The organism is Nocardia sp. NPDC057668 (genome assembly GCF_042799795.1).
Classification (GTDB): Bacteria; Actinomycetota; Actinomycetes; order Mycobacteriales; family Mycobacteriaceae; genus Nocardia.
Genome location: NZ_JBHVIC010000001.1, coordinates 1,240,333 through 1,257,046, shown reverse-complemented (window position 1 = coordinate 1,257,046; position 16,714 = coordinate 1,240,333). Strand labels below are relative to the sequence as shown.

Annotated in this window: 17 protein-coding genes; 9 read left to right on the top strand and 8 right to left on the bottom strand. The window is 69.9% G+C overall.

From position 1 onward, the window contains the following. Positions 1–219 precede the first annotated feature (219 nt). Complete coding sequence (locus tag ACFVBH_RS05870; RefSeq protein WP_379000155.1) at positions 220–1,311, top strand: ATP-grasp domain-containing protein; 1,092 nt, start codon at positions 220–222, stop codon at positions 1,309–1,311. 29 nt (positions 1,312–1,340) lie between these two features. Here ACFVBH_RS05870 and ACFVBH_RS05865 read toward each other — a convergent pair whose 3' ends face one another. Further along, complete coding sequence (locus ACFVBH_RS05865; RefSeq protein ID WP_354991010.1) at positions 1,341–1,829, bottom strand: MarR family transcriptional regulator; 489 nt, start codon at positions 1,827–1,829, stop codon at positions 1,341–1,343. A 295-nt stretch (positions 1,830–2,124) separates the two neighbouring features. Beyond that, complete coding sequence (locus tag ACFVBH_RS05860) at positions 2,125–2,475, bottom strand: hypothetical protein (protein WP_354991011.1); 351 nt, start codon at positions 2,473–2,475, stop codon at positions 2,125–2,127. On the opposite strand from ACFVBH_RS05860, the gene ACFVBH_RS05855 reads away from it, so the two are divergent. Beyond that, positions 2,465–2,797: a hypothetical protein gene (locus tag ACFVBH_RS05855; RefSeq protein WP_354991012.1), complete on the top strand. Its 333-nt coding sequence runs from the start codon at positions 2,465–2,467 to the stop codon at positions 2,795–2,797. The genes ACFVBH_RS05860 and ACFVBH_RS05855 overlap by 11 nt on opposite strands. Before the next feature lie 267 nt (positions 2,798–3,064). Here the strand turns inward: ACFVBH_RS05855 and ACFVBH_RS05850 are convergent, their stop codons facing one another. After that, positions 3,065–3,445: a hypothetical protein gene (locus ACFVBH_RS05850; RefSeq protein WP_354991013.1), complete on the bottom strand. Its 381-nt coding sequence runs from the start codon at positions 3,443–3,445 to the stop codon at positions 3,065–3,067. A gap of 178 nt (positions 3,446–3,623) precedes the next feature. Between ACFVBH_RS05850 and ACFVBH_RS05845 the strand changes: the two genes are divergently transcribed. Both ACFVBH_RS05845 and hpnE read left to right on the top strand, forming a co-directional pair. Beyond that, positions 3,624–4,079: an SRPBCC family protein gene (locus ACFVBH_RS05845; RefSeq protein WP_354991014.1), complete on the top strand. Its 456-nt coding sequence runs from the start codon at positions 3,624–3,626 to the stop codon at positions 4,077–4,079. Positions 4,080–4,161: 82 nt separating this feature from the next. Then, the gene (gene hpnE / locus ACFVBH_RS05840; RefSeq protein WP_379000151.1) at positions 4,162–5,604 is read left to right on the top strand and encodes a hydroxysqualene dehydroxylase HpnE; all 1,443 of its coding nucleotides are present in this window, start codon (positions 4,162–4,164) and stop codon (positions 5,602–5,604) included. 25 nt (positions 5,605–5,629) lie between these two features. On the opposite strand, the gene ACFVBH_RS05835 is transcribed toward hpnE, so the two are convergent. Continuing rightward, complete coding sequence (locus ACFVBH_RS05835) at positions 5,630–6,472, bottom strand: acyl-CoA thioesterase (protein WP_379000149.1); 843 nt, start codon at positions 6,470–6,472, stop codon at positions 5,630–5,632. Positions 6,473–6,970: 498 nt separating this feature from the next. Here ACFVBH_RS05835 and ACFVBH_RS05830 point away from each other — a divergent pair, with 498 nt between their 5' ends. The 4 genes from ACFVBH_RS05830 to ACFVBH_RS05815 all read left to right on the top strand — a co-directional run bounded on the left by ACFVBH_RS05830 (position 6,971) and on the right by ACFVBH_RS05815 (position 10,459). Beyond that, the gene (locus ACFVBH_RS05830; RefSeq protein WP_354991017.1) at positions 6,971–7,939 is read left to right on the top strand and encodes a VCBS repeat-containing protein; all 969 of its coding nucleotides are present in this window, start codon (positions 6,971–6,973) and stop codon (positions 7,937–7,939) included. An 87-nt stretch (positions 7,940–8,026) separates the two neighbouring features. Further along, positions 8,027–9,052, top strand: coding sequence for a hypothetical protein (locus tag ACFVBH_RS05825; RefSeq protein ID WP_379000147.1), 1,026 nt, complete (start codon positions 8,027–8,029; stop codon positions 9,050–9,052). Positions 9,053–9,326: 274 nt separating this feature from the next. Next, on the top strand, positions 9,327–10,061 hold the full coding sequence (locus ACFVBH_RS05820; RefSeq protein ID WP_379000145.1) for a murein transglycosylase: 735 nt from the start codon (positions 9,327–9,329) through the stop codon (positions 10,059–10,061). A 221-nt stretch (positions 10,062–10,282) separates the two neighbouring features. Beyond that, entirely contained in the window at positions 10,283–10,459 is a 177-nt protein-coding gene (locus ACFVBH_RS05815) for a hypothetical protein (RefSeq protein WP_379000143.1), read from the top strand. A 141-nt stretch (positions 10,460–10,600) separates the two neighbouring features. On the opposite strand, the gene ACFVBH_RS05810 is transcribed toward ACFVBH_RS05815, so the two are convergent. Continuing rightward, entirely contained in the window at positions 10,601–11,497 is an 897-nt protein-coding gene (locus ACFVBH_RS05810) for a serine hydrolase (RefSeq protein ID WP_379000141.1), read from the bottom strand. Then, positions 11,494–12,369, bottom strand: coding sequence for a LysR family transcriptional regulator (locus ACFVBH_RS05805; protein ID WP_379000139.1), 876 nt, complete (start codon positions 12,367–12,369; stop codon positions 11,494–11,496). Before ACFVBH_RS05805 ends, ACFVBH_RS05810 begins: the two co-directional genes overlap by 4 nt. A gap of 165 nt (positions 12,370–12,534) precedes the next feature. Between ACFVBH_RS05805 and bla the strand changes: the two genes are divergently transcribed. After that, positions 12,535–13,476: a class A beta-lactamase gene (gene bla / locus ACFVBH_RS05800; protein WP_379000137.1), complete on the top strand. Its 942-nt coding sequence runs from the start codon at positions 12,535–12,537 to the stop codon at positions 13,474–13,476. A gap of 264 nt (positions 13,477–13,740) precedes the next feature. Here the strand turns inward: bla and ACFVBH_RS05795 are convergent, their stop codons facing one another. Both ACFVBH_RS05795 and ACFVBH_RS05790 read right to left on the bottom strand, forming a co-directional pair. Beyond that, positions 13,741–14,778, bottom strand: coding sequence for a ketoacyl-ACP synthase III (locus tag ACFVBH_RS05795; RefSeq protein ID WP_354990254.1), 1,038 nt, complete (start codon positions 14,776–14,778; stop codon positions 13,741–13,743). After that, positions 14,775–16,544, bottom strand: coding sequence for a ThiF family adenylyltransferase (locus ACFVBH_RS05790; RefSeq protein WP_379000135.1), 1,770 nt, complete (start codon positions 16,542–16,544; stop codon positions 14,775–14,777). The genes ACFVBH_RS05795 and ACFVBH_RS05790 overlap by 4 nt, the downstream gene beginning before the upstream one ends. Positions 16,545–16,714: the final 170 nt, after the last annotated feature.

The window sequence follows — 16,714 nt, the reverse complement described above, 5'->3', positions numbered from 1 at the left end:
GGTCGGGGTCGATGTCGAATTCGCAAACCTGCGGTCGGTACCGGAGTCGGCCCGCGCGGCCGCGGACACCGCGCGGCGCACCCGGCCGCGAGTGCGGTCCGCCGTCTCGAGATGCGCCGACGCCGGTTCGGTGCGATGGTTCTGACCGCTTGGTTGTGTGGAATCAGGGACGGGAGCGTCGTCATAACACTTCGGATTTGGCTGAGCAGTGCCGGCGCGGTGAGTGCGCAGATCATGCGGCTGTTGCGCGAGAACCCGGACGAGGCCGACGTCATGATCTACGCGGGCAACGTCGATCCGGGCGCCGTCGCGCTGCTGGCGTGTGATGTGCCGGTCGTCGAACCCCGCTGGGTCGACAACGACGAGTACGCGCGGTTCGCGCTCGACTTCTGTCTCAGGAACGGGATCGACGTCCTCATACCGTCCCGGCGGCTGGAGGCGCTGGCGCATCGCGCCGCGGATTTCGCGGCGGTGGGCACCAGCCTGATGTGCGCGCCCGCGGCGGCGGTGCGGGCGCTGGTGGACAAGGCACGCACCTACGAAATCGCCGGGGCGGCAGGGGTTCCGGTGCCGCCGTGGCGGGTGGTGTCCGATGCGGACGAGCTGTTCCGGGCGGTCGGGGAACTCGCGCCCGCCGGTGAGAAGCTGTGCATCAAACCCAGCGGCGAGTACTCCGCGTTCGGCTTCCGCATCCTCGACGATCGCCCGCTGAGCATCGCGGGCCTGCTCGCGCCGCCGCAGCCGGTGGCCTCGGTCGACCAGGTCGCGGCGGCCCTGCGCGTGGCCGCGGCACAGGGCGAGCGGGTGCCGGAACTGATGGTCATGCCCTATCTGGACGCGCCCGAGGTCAGTATCGACTGCCTGTCCGGTCCGGGCGGTGAACTGCTGGTGGCCATTCCCCGCGCCAAGCACGGCCGCTTCCGCACCCTGCTCGACGATCCGGCCCTGGTGGACATCGCCCGCCGCCTGATCACCGGTTTCGAACTGCCCTACCTGTCCAATGTGCAGCTGCGCTACCTGCACGGCGAACCGGTCCTGCTCGAGGTCAATCCCCGCGCCTCGGCCGGTCTGTTCCAAACGGCGTTCGCCGGTGTCAACCTGCCCTGGTCCGCGATTCGCCTGCTCCTGCACGGCGACTCGTCCCAGCCTCGCACACCCCGGCTCGGTGTTCGCCTGGCGGTGACCGAGGCGGTGATGGAGGTGGCCGCCCCGCGGCCCTGCCCGGCCGTTCCCGCCCGGCCCCGGCCGACCCCCGCGCCGGCCGTGGAGACCCCCGCGCTGGCCGTGGAGACCACCGCCATGGGGGTGTGAGGACGGCGAACGAGGCGCTGCCGCATACGTTATGGCCGCGGGTAAGGTTCCATGTCGCGCAGTCGCTGCCGGTGACTGCGCTGTAGTTCGCTCACCCGGGTGAGAAAGCCCGCGATCAGTTCCAGTTCGGCGGGATCGTAGCGGCTCAGCATCATCCGGTAACCGTCGTCGACCAGCGTCGACAGCAGATCGTGCAGTCGCCGGGTGGCCAGATCGGTGGCCACCACGATTACCCGCCGCCGATCGGTGGGGTGCAGCGAGCGGGCGATATAGCCCTGCTTTTCCAGCCGATTGAGCATGATCGTCACACCCGCGGCGGTGAGATCCAATCGCTCGGCGAGCATTCCGGGCGTGGTGGCTTTCGCATCGCCGAGCAGAACGATTTCCAATGCCCGCCTATCGGTTTCGTTCACACCCAGCAGCCGGATCAATTCGCGGGCCAGATCCTCGAGGGTGCCGTGATAGAACTCCAGCGCCTTGCGCAGCTCGACCGCTATCGGCGCCGGATCAATTGACATCGGACGCACGGGCTCCCATCCTCGAACACTCGAAACATGAAACCTCTCAACAGGAGTCACCGTCCACGGGGGCCGGACATTGCACTGTACGACACGTCTGCCGTGCCGAAGGCCCGCATCGCACACCCGAATCGGAGTATTCACCGCGGCACGAAACCCGCGGCGGCGCGGCGGGATTGGGCGAACGTCGCACGCGCGAGCCTGGACTGGGCCGCTGATCGCAGCCCAGTCCAGGCACTCACCACCACTCAGCAGCGTGCATGCGGGCCGTCACGCTGCACCGTCGGCTCAGGGATCAGCTGACGGTCGTGGTGGTGAGGGTCGGGGACGGATTCGGGTAGCACGCGGTTGCCACGTTGCCGACGAACGCCACCTTGGTCGTCATGGTCATACCGGGATTGCCGTAGCTGGTCCCGGCGTACTTGCTGGTGATCGGCGTTCCGGGCGAACCCGCGGTGACGTTGATGGTCACCGCCGGCGGGGTGAAGCTGGACCCGCCCGCGATCGGGCCGGGCACGGTCAGCACCACGTTCCCGCCCGAGGTGGACACCGAACCGGCCACGGTGCCGCCGGAGGCGGTCGCCGAGACCAGCGTCGAATTCGCGGGCACCGGGAAGGTCATCTTCAGATTGCTGATGTTCGTCACCGTGAATCCGGACGCCGAACTGGGCACCGAGGAGGCCCCGGGCGTGAGGGTGATGGCCACCGCCGAACCGGAGGTCGCCGACGCCGGCGCGGTCCCGGTCACGGTGGTGCCCATGCTCGAGGTCTGCCCGATGCCGAAGATGGTGCCCTGGCAGCTCCAGTTCACGCTGATCGGTGCGGCATTCGCGGGAGCGGCGAAACTGAAGAAAGTGGCAAGCGCCACCGGAGTAACGATGCCGGCACGAAGCAACACGGATGCGGTCGTTCTCATGACAATCTCCAATATTGTGAAGCAATGGCACGACCCGGGTTGCGAGCCGTAACCGTAAGAGATCTGAAATATAACCTGTTCTCATGGCACCGTGGGTGAATTCGGAAATAAATTCGCCAGGTCGGAGACGTGGGAAAACATCACGTGTTCGGTATGTATCTATCCGGAATTGATTATTAACTCCGGAAAGTTAACTCGACCAAGACATCGATACCGATGAATTAATTCCGGCGTGCTCGGCCGGAATTGCAGATGCAAGAACAATGCGGCGAGAACTCGCTTTCGCCGCTGAATTGCCTACGGGTGTGGGGCCGCGGCGTCAGGGCAGATCGAGGGCGCTCACCGGGACGCCGTAGGGCAGGAAGCGGACGCGGCGGCGTTCGTCGGTGTTGTCGCGGTGCGCGCGCAGGGCCTCGAGTTCGCTCGGGAAGACCTGGTCGATTCGGGCCGCGCCGTCCTCGACGGTGTAGATGGTCCAGACGCCGCTGCCGGTTTCGCCGGTGGTCTCCTCGCGCGGCTCGGCGGCCCGCGGGCGTTCGGGCGTGATGAACTGGCCGAGCAGCGAGCCCAGGGTGTTGGCGCCGGTGCGGTCGATGTACTGACCGGCCTTGCCGATGAGGTCTTGGAGGTTGATCCCGGCGTCGCGTAGTGCGCGTTCGAAATCCTCGGGATCGATCCCGAAAGGCCCGTTGGTTGCCATCGCATGTGCTCCTGGAGAGAGGAAGGGGGCGCTACGCACCCAGTCTCCCCGCGAATTCCGGCCCGCGCCACGTCCGTTCCGCGTGCGGCGCGGCGGACACGCCTCGGCGTTACCGGGCTGCCGGGCATTGTCGGTGCAGGTCACTACACTGCGGGCCACCCAGCCGAGGAGGACCCGCATGGCAGTCATCAGCGTCGCCCGCACCATCAACGCACCCGTCGAGCGGGTCTGGGCGGTGTTGACCGACCTCGACCACGCCGCCGACACCCTCACCGGCGTCCGTAAGGTCGAGCGGCTCGCGGGGGAGGGATACGGGGTCGGCACGCGCTGGCGCGAGACCCGGGCGATGTTCGGTAAGGAGGCCGCCGAGGAGATGGAGGTGGCCGAGGTGTCGCCGCCGAATCGCACGGTGGTCGTTGCCAATTCGCGGGGCGTGGACTACCGCACCGAGATCACGGTCGAGCCGCGCGGTACCGGATCCGAACTCACCTTCGTCTTCTCGGGGGAGACCCAGCGGCCGAGCCGGCTGCGCGCTCTCCTCGAACGCGTCACCATGCCGCTGGCCGCGTCCATGACGAAGAAGATGATCGCGGCCGACCTCGCCGACATCGCTCGCGTCGCGGAAGCGGGATAACGCGAGCGGTCGCCGCCGCCGAATTGTGCTGGAATGCCGCGGTTTCGACGCGCCGGCGCGCCACCGTCCCTACGATGAGAGGATGAGTAGCTCTTTTTCTCATCATTCCGAGGGTGCGGCCGCCGCGCACGTGGTCGTTGCCGGAGGCGGGCTGGCCGGGCTGGCCTCGGCGGTGTGGCTGGCCGAACGCGGACATCGAGTCACCCTGGTGGAGAAGGCGGGCCGGCTGGGCGGGCGCACCTTCTCGTTCGAGGTGCCCGGGGTGGAGGGGCTGGTGGACAACGGCCAGCACCTGTTCGCGGGGTGTTACGACGCGCTGTTGAGCTACGTCCGGACCATCGGCAGCGCCGAGGGATTGCGCTGGGACGCACCGCCGCTGGCGATCCGGACCGGTCCGGGCGAACTGCGCACCGGCTCGGGCCCGGCGTGGCTGCCCTCGTGGGCCAGGCGGGTGGTGGGTCCCGCGTGGCTGGCGTGGCCGCCGATTCCCCTGCGCGACCGGCCCGCCACGCTGCGGACCTGGGCGCGGCTGGCTCTCGCGGTTGCCCGCCAGGACGAGCGGCTCGACGAACTGACGGTCGACCGCTGGTTTCGCACGATCGGGGTGCCGGCGTCGCTGCGTGCGCTGACCCTCGATCAATTCGTCATCGGCCTGCTCAACGAGCAGCCCGACCGGGTCTCGGCCTTCACCTTCGTGCAGGCGTTGCGGTTCATCTCCGGGCGGGCGCTCGCCGGGAATCCCCGTGCGGGGGACGCGATCTGGCCCCGCGTCAGCCTGCACGAGTTGTTCGTCGCCCCGGCCGAGCGGTATCTGCGGGCGCGCGGCGGGGAGATCCACACCGGCGCGAAGCTGGCCGACGTCGTACTGCGGGACGGGCGCGTGCACGGGGTGGAACTGGCCGGCGGCCGGGTGATCGATTGCGACGCGGCGGTATTGGCGCTGACGCCGTGGGCGCTGGCCACGGTGCTCGATCGCGGCGGGCTGGGTGCGCATGATTTCTTCACGCCGGTGCGCAAGATCGAGGCTGCGCCCATCTCCAGCGTGTACCTCTGGCTCGATCGTCCGCTGCGGATGCGGCGGCTGGCGGAGAATCTGCGCGGTACGACCATCGAATGGGTCTTCGACACCGGCGGCATGCACGGTGCGGCGGATGCGGCCGAGCACTGCTACTCCCTGGCGGTCAGCGCCTCCTGGAACGTCGTTCATCAGCGCAACGCCGAATTCATCGACGCGGCAATCGAATCGCTGCACCGGCACTATCCCGAGTCCCGGTCGGCGCGGGTGGTGCGCAGCAAGGTGATTCACCAGCCCGCCGCCACGTTCTCGGCGCAGCCGGGCTTCGAATCGCTGCGCCTGCCACACGTCACGCCGATCCCAGGATTGTTCCTGGCGGGCGACTGGACCCGCACCGGGCTGCCCTCGACCATGGAGTCCGCCGCCGACAGCGCACGCCGCGCGACCGGGGCGGTGGCGGACTACCTCGCCGCCCCCGCCGCCCCCGCCGCCCCCGCCGGGAGCCGATGATCGGTCGAGCAGCCGCGGGCGCGGATCAGCTCGCGCCGCGCATCAGGCCCTGGGCGGTGACCGAGGCGACCAGTTCGCCGGTGTGGGCGTAGACCTGCAACTGGCCGTACATGCGGCCGCCGCCCGCGAAGGTGCTCTCGCAGCGCAGCAGCAGCCACTCCCCGATGGTGAAGGGGCGGTGGTAGGTGACCGTCTGGGTGAGCATGGCGGCGGTGCCGCGCCCGCCGCGGCGGGCGATCTCGGATTGCGGGTACGGGCGGGTGGCCACCGGGCCGAGGAAGCCCTCGGTGCCGTGCGCCAGCAGGGCGCGGCCGATGGTGGGCGCCTCGGGCGCCTTGGGGGCGCGCATCCAGACGTCCAGGGTCGGCGGCCCGGCGAGTTCGGCGGCGAAAGCGTCGGCGCCGCCCGGGGTCCGGACCTCCCAGGGCAGGAGGGCGCAGGGGAATTCGGTGCAGTCGTCCGGGCCGGGCACATCCCGGGGCAACTGCGCGCCGTGGCTCAGGAAGTCGGGTTCCTCGGTGCTGAGCATGGCGAGCACCCGGGCGTGCTCACGACCGTCCTGGCTGAAGCTCACCTGGACGGTGGCCAGGGCCCGGCCCGATTGCACGACCTCGGCGTGCACGTCTACGTCCCGATCGGCGTAGCCGCCGCGCGGGAACACCCCGTGCAGGGACTGGACCGCCATGTGCGGCACCGTGCGCTCGGCGGCCACCACGGCCTGGGCCAGGGTCTGGCTGCCCAGGGTGGTCGGCAGGGTCGAGACGACGTTGCGGGCGCGGAACTGCCCGGGACCCGCCTCGGTGAGGTCGAGGACGTCGAGTAGGTCGGGCAGGTCGACGACCGGCCACGAATCAGTTCCACCAGCCATCGCGAAATATTCGCATATGCGACAGCGGGGCCGGTTGTCGAGACCGGTCACCGGACACGGCCGGTGGCCCGGGCGCGACGGGATCGTGCGGCCGGACGGTCCCATGGCGTTGGCAACAGTGCGAACCGGGGCGGTTCACGAAGGGTTTTCGATATCCCTGTGAAGGCTCACAGCCGGGGGTTGGTGATTGTGCACCAACGGTGTCCGGCCGCATCGGGCAAAGAGCTGAATTGCGTTGAAATTCAAGGTTTCTCATCGGCGGACATTTACAGTTTGTCGTCACCACCATTCGGTGGGTGCCACTCAGATTCAGGAACACGTATGCAGAATCGAATTCTCGGTACCCGTCTCGCTGTGCTCGCCGCCGCTGCCGTCGCTGTACTCGCAGTGCCGAGTACGGCCGTGGCGGCCGGTTCCATAACTTTCGCTCCCAAAGTCGATTCGCCGTCCGGCGGGTCATTTCCCTCGTGGGGGCCGGGGCCGTCCGCGATCGGGATGATGGGCGGTGATTTCAACGGTGACGGAATTCCGGACATCGTCGCCGCCGATTTTCAGGGTGAGGGCCCGATCCTCATGACGGGTAAGGGCGACGGCACATTCAACAGGGGCACCCGGGTCGGCAAGCCCGGAATCGGCTACGGCGCCATCGGCGCGGGCGATGTCAACGGCGACGGCAAGATCGATGTCGTCGCGCAGGGGTGGGTGAACCTGGCGGTGTTCCTGAACAACGGTGACGGCACGTTCAAGACCGGCAAGAACTACCTGACGGTCGAAGGGGCGCAACAGGAGGTCATCCTGGCCGACGCCAACGGCGACGGCAAGCTGGACATGCTGAGCCTGGTGCCGGCCGGGGTGCAGGTCTGGCTCGGCAAGGGCGACGGCACGTTCAACCAGGGCGGCTCGGCGCTGATCGCGGGTGCGCCGACAGCGTTCGCGGTGGGAAAGTTCAACGCGGACAACAAACTCGACATCGCGGTCAACAACACCGTGCTGCAGCGAGTGGAGGTGTTTCTCGGAAAGGGCGACGGCAAATTCGACAGGAAGGGTTCCAGCACCAGCGGACTCATCACCGAGGATGTGCGAGCGGGGGATTTCGACGGTGACGGCATCGATGATGTGGTGACCGCGGATTCGTTCTCCTTCAGCACCACGCTGCTCGTGTCCGATGGCAACGGCGGGTTCGAGAAAACCAATCGCATCGGGCTGTCGGGACTGGGCCCGACGAGTATCGCGGTGGCGGATTTCGACCGGGACGGCAGGTTGGACGCGGCCATGTCGGCGGTGCTGAATTCGCGCATGGTGATCTTCTCCGGAAACGGTGACGGCACGCTGACCAAACGCGGCGAGCTGGAGGTGACCGCGCTGCCGCAGACTCCGGTGCTGCTCGACTTCGACCGCGACGGCAAGGTCGATATCGCGGTCGCGGGCAGTGTGAACGCGGTGTCCTTCCTGAAGAACCAGTCCTGACCCGCGCGGTCCCGGCGTGCCCGGCACGCCGGGGCCGATCGGCTCGACACGCACGACGCCCGGCCCGGCGGTGAGAAGGCGGCACCCATGCGACAAACGGACAGCAACGAACCCGATTCCCCCGACCCGCACGCGACCGAGATCCTCCCGATCGAGGCGTACGACTCCGCCCCGCCCCCCTGGCTAGGACGCTGGAAGGCCGCGCTCGGCACCTATCTCGCCGGAGACGACTTCCGGCGGCACCGGCCGCAGATCGCCGCCGTCGCAGCGCTGTTGGCGGTGACCACCGGTGTGTTCGTCGCGGTGGAGTCCAAGGGCGACCACCGGGTGGGGGACACCCTCGCCACTGCGTCGCAGACCTCCGACGGGCTGCCGCCGGCCGTCGAACTCGAACCGGAGGCCGACCCCGCGCCCGCGGACGGCACGCCACCCGACATTCCCGTCCCCGGTGAGTCCGAACCAGGCGATACCGCCCTCGTGGACAGTGCGACCGTGATCGAGGAGCCCGCCCCCGTCCCGGAATCAGCGGAGTCGGTGGTCGATCCCGCGCCTGCAGCGCCCGGCACCGAGCCGGCGGTCATCGACACCACGACCAGCCTGCCGGAGACGACGACAGACCCGCCGAGTTCTGTTGGTGCACCTGGCTTCTCGGTGAGCCTGAGCGCGAGCGCGAGCGTGTCGATCCAGCCGAATCCCCTCACCGTTGTCGCCGGCCCGGACCCGGTCCCCGATCAGGCGGGCACCCGCACGGTCACGGTGGTGGTAACCCCGCCGGCCATCACCGAACCTCTGCCGACCACCCGACCGGCGACAACAACCCGTCCGGTGGCGACAACCAGGGCGGCTACCCCGCCCGTCACGACGACTCGGCCCGTAACCACCACGCGCCCGGCCACCACGACGGGGCCCGGCGCGACATCCGGTCCGGCAACCGCCACACGTCCGGTGACGACCACACGCCAGGCGACCACGGTTCCCGCCACCACCTGTGCCACCACGACGACCACCCGCAAGTCGACGACTTCCGGCCCCGCCACCGCCCGCCCGCCGGCAACCACCGCACCGACTCGAACCGAGCGTCCGTCCAGCGCTCCCGCCGAAGTGTGCGAATAGCACGGCGGGGTGAGGTGCTTTGAGTAGCAGCAGAATAATCGCCCGCGACCCGGACGACGCGGCCGACCGGTCACAGCGATCCGATCGGCAGCCCTTAGGGCCGGCAGCGTCATCGACACGAGACGAATGCCCGCGCCCGCGCCCCCGCGACGGCAACTCGCCCCGCGACTGCCACCTGCCTCGTGATCGTGGACGTCGGTGTGGCGAACGTGCCTCGCACCGCAACCGGGACCCGGATGTCGCGCGGGACCCACGCGGCCACGGCTCGAGCGGAATGTGGGTGGCCCTGCTGGCATCCGCCGTCGTGGTCGCGGGCCTGGTGTCCGTTCACCGTGCGAGCGACCCCGCCCCGCCCGGCCCCGGCGACCCGATCCCCGAGATCCGTCTGGACGCGGTCGAATCCGGGGTCGACCAACTCCGCGACTGGGCACGTCCGCGCGCACGCAGGTTCGGCATCCCCGAACGCGCCCTCACCGCCTACGGCTACGCGTCCGTGGTGATGGCCAAGGCCCAGCCCACCTGCCACCTGGGCTGGACGACCTTGGCCGGAATCGCCCGTGTGGAAAGCGATCACGCCCGGTTCGGCGGCGCGACGATCGCCCCCGACGGCTCGGTCCGCCCCCCGATCCGCGGCGTCCCACTGAACGGCACGGCGGGCAACGCCACGATCCTCGACCCCGCGACCCGCCCAGGCCACCCCGTCTACGCCCGAGCCCAGGGCCCCTTCCAGTTCATCCCCGACACCTGGACCCGCTGGGGCGTAACCGCGGCCACCCCCTACGCCACCCTCGCCCCCACCCTGACATCCGCCGAAAAGGCTCCCACCCAAACCCTTTCCGGTAACCCCGACAACATCGACGACGCCGCCCTGGCGGCAGCCCGCTACCTCTGCGCCTCCGGCGGTGACCTCGCCACCCCCGCGGGCTGGCGCCGAGCCGTGTTCGCCTACAACCATTCCAATTCCTACGTCGCCCAGGTTCGCACCGCCGCGCGGGGTTTCGACGCATAGCTGACCCGGTGAAATCGCCGGAACCCCTCGTGAGTGCCGCTACACGAGTGCCTTCGGCGACCTGCCCGAATTCGCAGGCTGTGCCAAGCCGTGCTCTCCGGCAGCCGCGTCGCCCGAGTCCGCGCGGCACCGCACGCTGCAATCCGTTTCGACTCCGCGAGATCACCGCTGCGCCACTGCCGCCGCCTTTCGGGAGAGACCTGTCTGTCGCGGCGAGTCAGGTGCCAAGTTTTGTGCACAGCCGCTCCACGGTGTCGTCGGCCGAACCCGCACAGCCGCAGGGTCGCGACACCCTGCGACGTGGCCCCGAGTGCGATCCCGGCGATCGGGTGAGCTACGCGCACAACGGAGTTCCGTACGCGCCGGTGGTGTCCGGCTCGGACGCGGGCGACCCCTGAGAGCGGGAGTGCCCAGCCTGGCGAACACGGGTTCGTGTCTCGGATGCTCGAGCGGTGATCTGGCCGATCACGTCGGGCTGCCCCGCCACGGATACCGAATGTGATGCCGACGGGATACAGGTCGTTGCCGGGAGCGCGGGCCTACTGTTCCAAATGAGGGCGGCGGAGGTCGGTGACGGCTATGCGGGCGGCCTCGGCTATCGCGGCGTCGGCGGCGGGCAGGACCGGGTCGGCGCGGGCCGCGCGGGTGAAGACGGCCACCGCGATGGGGGGTTCGCTGGGGAACTCGATCACCGAGACCTCGTTGCGGATGATGCCGATGGTTCCGGTTTTCGCGGCCACCGAGATCGTGGGGTGGGGGAAGGCCGAGGCGGTGCGGTGCGGCCAGATCTGGTTGCGCATCACCGCCTGGGCCTCGTGGGTCTGGTTGGGGGACAGGATCTTTCCGGTCCACAGGGCGCTCAGGAGGCGGGTCATCTCCTCGGGGGTGGTGGCGCTGGTGTACGAGGGGTCGTAAGCCGAGACCGACCACGCCTCGTCGTTGTCGGCCAGGGCGGCGAAGGCTTCGGCGGTGGTGTGGGTGTCGGTGTCGCGGACCAGGGTGCGGTGCAGGTCGGCGGTGCCGCCGATGAGATGTGTTTCGGTGAGGCCGAATTCGGCCAGCAGCGCGTGGACCGCGGGCAGCCCGATCTCACCGAGCAGGACATCGGCGGCCGCGTTGTCCGAGGCCGTCATCATCGAGGCGGCCAGGTCGCGGCGGCTCAGGGTGACGGGGTCCCGCATGATCGCCAGCCCGGTCGGGCCGGGGGTGCACTCGGCGGGCACCACCGTCAGTCGTTCGGTGGGATCGATTGCGCCGGTGTCGATCCGGCGGCAGAAGGTCAGGAACAGCGGCAGCTTGTACACCGAGGCCATGACCACCCGGTCCCGCCCGTCCACCGAGATCTCGGCGGCCGAGTCGTCGCAGCGGCGGGCGTGCAGCCAGCCGGTGCACCCCGCGTCGGCGAAGACCGCCCGAATCCGGTCGGCGGCCGTCATCGCAGCCGCTCCCGGTACAGCGCCCGATCGAGCGCGGAGGCCTGCGCGGTCGCCTCGGCCCGGCGAATCACCCGCAGCCGCAACGCGATCGCCTGCGGCGCGAGCCGCACCCACGCGACTCCCGGCGTCGCGGTCGGCGGTGTCGCGGTCAGTCCGAAACTGGTCCCGGCGGCCACCGCCGCGAACAGCGCCCGGTCATCGCGCGCGGTCACGACCGGGGTGTCGACCCCGCGTTCGCGCAGCAGATCCACGACGGTGTCGTAGGCGGGCGGGTTTCCCGCCCGCGCCGGGTGCGCGAAGCTCAGATCGGACAGCATGGTGAAGGCCGGGCGTTCGGCGACCGCCCCGCGATGATCCGCCGGCACCACCACCCAGCGCGGAATCTTCACCACGGGACCGGCTTCCACCCCGTCCACCAGCGCCGGGTGGTCGATCACCGCGACGTCGCACACCCCCGCCCGCACCTCGGCGATCAGCTCGACCGTCGTTCCCATGGTGGTGGAAACCGTTGCCCCCGTGGCATTGTCCGCCCGCAACGCACTCACGCAGGCGGTGACGATGTGATCGGGCAACGCTTCGCAGGCGCCCCACTGCACCGCGCCGCGCGCGTTGGCGATGCGCTGGGCCTCGGCCAGCAGGCGTTCGGCGTCGTCGACCAGCAGCCGCGCCCGGGGCAGCAGCTGCCGACCCGCGGAGGTCAGCAGCGCACCCTGCCGGGTGCGATGGATGAGCTCGACCCCGAGGTGTTCCTCGAGCTTGCGCAACCCCTGCGACAGCGGCGGCTGGGTCATGTCCAGCACGGTGGCCGCGCGCCCGAAATGCCCCTCGTTGGCGACGGCGACGAAGAAGCGCAGATGCCGGACCAGATCCATGCGGCCATTGAACCAGCCGTTTGCGCGCCGGCCGCGCCCCCGCTTCGACGGCCACCGCTTTTCCCGGTTTTACGAGGCTCTCACCTGCGTCGATACCGAACACGACTCGGCAAGCGCCCGCCTCGCTATTGGTCCGCGCCGCCCCCGCGATAGTTTGCTGAGGCGGTGACCAACTCGGTATCGACCCGCACCCGACCATCCCGCCGCACCCGTCTGCTGGCTGCCGCGCTGGCGCTGTCCGCACTGACCGGCATCGCCGCCTGCGACAGTCAGCCGGCCTCGACCGCGCCCGCCGCCACCTCCGCCCCCGCGGCGGCGGACCCCGCTTTCGCCGAGCTGGAAGCGCGGGCGGAGGCCCGCCTGGGCGTCTACGCCGTGGACACCGCCACCGGCCGCACCGTGTCCTACCGCGAGGGCGAACGCTTCCCCATCGCCTCCACCTTCAAGGGCCTGGCCTGCGGGCTGCTGCTGCGCGAGCATCCGCTGTCCTCGGGCTACTTCGATCAGCGGATCACCTATCCGCCAAGCGATCTCGTCGAGTTCTCGCCCGCGACCGGACAGCACGTCGCCACCGGTATGACGATCGGCGAACTCTGCCACGCCGCCATCACCCTGTCGGACAACACCGCGGGCAACCTGATCCTGAAGCAGCTCGGCGGCCCGGCGGGCTTCACGAACGGCATGCGCGCACTGGGCGATTCGGTGACCCGCCTGGATCGCTGGGAGACCGACCTGAACACCGCGATTCCCGGCGACGACCGCGACACCACCACCGCGCAGGCGCTCGCGGCCGGCTATCGCACCCTCGGGCTCGGCGAAACCCTGCCCGAACCCGAACGCGCACAACTGATCTCCTGGCTGAAAGCCAACACCACTGGCGACAAGCGCATTCGCGCCGGACTGCCCGCGGACTGGGTCGTCGGCGACAAAACCGGCAGCCCCGCCTACGGTTCGGCCCTGGACGCGGCCATCGCCTGGCCGCCCGGCCGCGCCCCCGTGGTGATCACCGTGCTCACCACCAAATCCGAGGAGCGGGCCGAGCCGGACAACGCCCTGGTCGCGGCCGCCGCCCGCGCGGCCGTTGTCGCGTTGGGCCTGACCCCGTAGCCGCGTTGGGCCTGGCCGCGTTGTCGCGTTGGGCCTGGCCGCGTTGTCGCGTTGGGCCTGGCCGCGTTGTCGCGTTGGGCCTGGCCGCGTTGCCGCGTTGGGCCTGGCCCCTAGCGCCCCTGGGTCTGACGCCATAGCACCGCTGGGCCTGGCCACATAGCCGCGTCGGGTCTGATCCCGTAGTCCTGCCGGGCCTGGCCAGATTGCCCCGCACGCCAGCCGGTCCGCCGCCTGCACCGGCGGACCAGCCGCGCGCCGATCAGGTCAGGGCGCCCGGAAACACAGCGTCCCCCACTGGAATCCGGCCCCGATAGCGGACAGCAGGAACGTGTCCCCGCCGCCCACCCGGCCCTCGTGCCGCGCCCGGTGCAGCGCGGTGAGCACCCCCGCCGACCCGGTGTTGCCGAGTTCGTCCAGGGTGACCGGAGCCCGCTCCATGGGCACCCCAAGCTCGGTCATGGCGGCGGTCAGGATATTGATGTTGGCCTGGTGCAGGAAGAAATGGTCGATCTCTGTGATCCCCAGCCCGGCCCGCTCGGCGGCGGCGCGCATGCTCTCGGGCAGCCGCCGCGTAGCGGTCTCCCACACCGCGCGCCCGTCCATGCGCAGGTAGTGCTCCCGGTCGGCCACGGTCCGCTCGCTACTGGGCAGGCGCGAGCCGCCCGCCCGGATCTCCACCTCGTGCGAGAGCCGGGAACCGAAGTCCCAGGCCAGCAATCCCGCGCCGGGGGTTTCGGTGCGGGAGAGCACGACCGCGCCCGCCGCGTCGCCGAAGAACACCCCGGCGGTGCGGTCGCGCGGATCGGTGACCCGGGACGCGCAGTCCGCGGCCACGATCAGCACCGTGCGCGCGGACACGCTCAGCAGATGCGCCGCGAGCAGGATCGCCTGCAGCCCATTGGCACACGCCGCTTGCGTGATATCGATCGGCAGCGCGCGCCACGCGCCGAGGCGTTCCTTGACCATCAGCGCCGTCGAGGGCAGCGGCTGATCGAAGGTGTAGCTCGCCACGATCACCGCGTCCAGCTCGCTCGCCCGCACGCCCGCCTCGGCCAGTGCCGCGGGCGCGGCCGCGACGCACATGTCCGAGACCGCCGCCTCCGGCGCGAGCCGGCGGCGTTCGCGGATGCCGGTGCGCCGCACGATCCATTCGTCGGAGGTGTCCAGGGTCCGGGCCAGATCCGCGTTGGTCACCACGGTCTCGGGCAGATGAATCGCGGAGCCGGACACCGTGATCGGCAGCGGCGCCGGCGGGCGCACGGACTGCGAACGGCTGTCCCGGGGTGCGTACGACATCGTCATGTCAGGGCCCCGTCCAGTTCGCGGGCGGTGTTGTGCTCGGGTGCGATCAGGGCGTCGAGGTCGACGTAGAACCGGCCCGAGGCGCAGGGCGCGCCCAGCAGGATGCGCCGCGCGGCCGAGGTGACGAGCGCGCCGCCGAGGGCCACGTCCGAGGCCAATTGCGGCCAGCTGCTCAGGGTCCGCCCGATCTGCCCGAACGAGTCCGCCAGCTCGGGGCTGATGCGCTCGGCATCGACCATGGCCAGAATCAGATCCGATGTGGCCTGCGCGGTGAGTTCGGGTAGATCCGCGGCGCGCAGATCGCCGATTCTGCCGTGCAGCAGCGGCCGATCGGGCTCGAGATCGAAGCGCTCGATGTCGAGCATGCCCCGGTCGTTGCAGTCCATCACCACCGGAATACCCAGTGCGCGAGCGCATTCCCGGGCCGCGATCTTGACGTACGGTGTGTCGCACTCCTCGACCAGCAGATCGATTCGCTCGTGCTCGCCCCCGAAGAACTCCGCCATGTTGTCCGCGTGCAGTCCGCCGCTGTAGATCTCGATGTCCAGGTACGGGTCGATCTCGAACATCTGCCGGGCGCAGATCACCGTCTTGGCCAGCCCCAGATGCTGCACGCCCGCCCGCAGCCGGTTCATGTTCGACAGGCTCAGCTCGTCGAAGTCCGCGAGCCGGAACGCGCCGCCGACCCCTTCGAGCGCGAGCGTGACCGCCGCGCTGTTGCCGACCGAGAGCCCCACCACCCCGATGCGCGCCCCCAGCAACCGGCGCTGCTGCGGCCGCTGGATCTTGCCGCGATTGCGGTCGGTGCGCACCAGCCGAAACTCCTCGCGCGGCAGCACGTGCACCAGGCGTCCCGACCACGGGTACCAGACCCACGAGCCGTAGGCCCACGGCTCGGCCCCGGCCAGCTGCTCCTCGATCCGGCGCTCCAGTTCGGCTCCGGCATAGCGGTGCTGGGGCTCGCGGCAGCCGATCAGTTCGGCCAACTGCGCGGTGATGGTGTCGTGCACCGCGTTCACCCGGCCCGATTCCAGCAGGTCGGTCATGGCCGCGTAGTCGTCGGCGCGATGCGGCTCGAACAGCACCGGCCGCCACGCGTCGGTCTCGCCGTGCCGCGCGGTCGCCAGAGCCGCTGGCACGTCCGGGCTTTCGCGCCGCGCCGCCGGTGCGGCGTCGAGATCGTCGGTCACCAGTAGCGGGAACTCGTCCCGCATCCGCGCCACCAGTTCGGTGTACTCGCCGGCTCCCGCGGCGGTCCGGTGCACCAGGATGACCACCTCTTCGGTGTACCGCTCGACGTAGCAGCGCGTCCCGGCCACGGGCGCGAACCCGAACCGGCCGTGGAAGTGATCCTGCCCGTCCCGGGTGCCGGAGGTGCCGATCATGAGCCGGGCGCCGAGGTGATGCGCCGCCCCGATCGCGACCGCGTTCAGATATGCCCCCAGCCCGAGCTTGCGCGCGCGCTGCTCGACCACCAGCCTGCTGTGTTCATAGGTGTCGCCGACCGCCGCGCCCTCCGCGGTCAGCAGCTGCTCGTACCGCGCCGCGCCCAGGTGGGCGCGGGACTGGAACAGCGCGCCGGTGTCCGGGGTGGAGAGCCGGATATAGCCGAGCACGGGTCCGTCCGGGTGCCGCCGCGCCACGAAATGCCAGGCACCGTAATCTAATTCCTGGTCGTCGACGTGGGCCCCCGCGTCGTCGCGGAACTCCGGCCGCCGGCCGTTGTCGTAGAGGATGCGGGCCCGCAGCTCACGTAACCGTTCCACCTGATCGGTGGACCCGGTTCCGTGGCGGGGTACGTGGAATGCGGAAACAAACCACTGCGGATCAGAATTGCGGTTCCGGATATCGCATCCGTCGACAGGCATACGAGATCCGCCAGATACCGACACGTGTATGGATCCTTTCCCGGAATTTGCTGGATGTACCACACCCG

What these genes read in the sequence shown, in the direction of transcription:
- ACFVBH_RS05865 (WP_354991010.1), bottom strand. Translation starts at nt 1,829, where the DNA reads ATGTCAATTGATCCGGCGCCGATAGCGGTCGAGCTGCGCAAGGCGCTG.
- ACFVBH_RS05855 (WP_354991012.1), top strand. Translation starts at nt 2,465, where the DNA reads ATGTTCGTCACCGTGAATCCGGACGCCGAACTGGGCACCGAGGAGGCC.
- ACFVBH_RS05850 (WP_354991013.1), bottom strand. Translation starts at nt 3,445, where the DNA reads ATGGCAACCAACGGGCCTTTCGGGATCGATCCCGAGGATTTCGAACGC.
- ACFVBH_RS05845 (WP_354991014.1), top strand. Translation starts at nt 3,624, where the DNA reads ATGGCAGTCATCAGCGTCGCCCGCACCATCAACGCACCCGTCGAGCGG.
- hpnE (WP_379000151.1), top strand. Translation starts at nt 4,162, where the DNA reads ATGAGTAGCTCTTTTTCTCATCATTCCGAGGGTGCGGCCGCCGCGCAC.
- ACFVBH_RS05835 (WP_379000149.1), bottom strand. Translation starts at nt 6,472, where the DNA reads ATGGCTGGTGGAACTGATTCGTGGCCGGTCGTCGACCTGCCCGACCTA.
- ACFVBH_RS05830 (WP_354991017.1), top strand. Translation starts at nt 6,971, where the DNA reads ATGGGCGGTGATTTCAACGGTGACGGAATTCCGGACATCGTCGCCGCC.
- ACFVBH_RS05825 (WP_379000147.1), top strand. Translation starts at nt 8,027, where the DNA reads ATGCGACAAACGGACAGCAACGAACCCGATTCCCCCGACCCGCACGCG.
- ACFVBH_RS05820 (WP_379000145.1), top strand. Translation starts at nt 9,327, where the DNA reads ATGTGGGTGGCCCTGCTGGCATCCGCCGTCGTGGTCGCGGGCCTGGTG.
- ACFVBH_RS05810 (WP_379000141.1), bottom strand. Translation starts at nt 11,497, where the DNA reads ATGACGGCCGCCGACCGGATTCGGGCGGTCTTCGCCGACGCGGGGTGC.
- ACFVBH_RS05805 (WP_379000139.1), bottom strand. Translation starts at nt 12,369, where the DNA reads ATGGATCTGGTCCGGCATCTGCGCTTCTTCGTCGCCGTCGCCAACGAG.
- ACFVBH_RS05795 (WP_354990254.1), bottom strand. Translation starts at nt 14,778, where the DNA reads ATGACGATGTCGTACGCACCCCGGGACAGCCGTTCGCAGTCCGTGCGC.